Origin of the sequence: Psychrobacter sp. CAL346-MNA-CIBAN-0220, from assembly GCF_040309805.1 — a bacterium.
In the GTDB taxonomy this organism is placed as follows: domain Bacteria; phylum Pseudomonadota; class Gammaproteobacteria; order Pseudomonadales; family Moraxellaceae; genus Psychrobacter.
In genome coordinates, this window is sequence record NZ_JBEOPF010000550.1 from 1 (window position 1) to 252 (window position 252).

The 252-nt window shown below is 49.2% G+C and carries 1 protein-coding gene; it reads left to right on the forward strand.

What is annotated here, in order from left to right:
- Positions 1–34 precede the first annotated feature (34 nt).
- The coding region (locus tag AAEY88_RS14750; RefSeq protein ID WP_350563592.1) for a DNA-processing protein DprA at positions 35–252 on the forward strand (218 nt) is incomplete at its 3' end.

The window sequence follows — 252 nt, forward strand, 5'->3', positions numbered from 1 at the left end:
GGTATTATTTGTTAAAGGGTCGATAGAATCTCTTGTGTTACCGAGTATTGCAATGGTGGGAAGCCGTAATGCCTCTCGAGGCGGCTTAGATATAACGGCAGAACTCGCTTATCATTTAGCTCACCAAGGCTTTTCAATTCCCAGCGGCATGGCTGCTGGTATTGATGGTGCAGCCCATAACGCGACTCTGGCTGCTAATGGAACGACCATAGCAGTATTGGGCAGCGGGGTTGAGTGCATTTACCCTAAGCG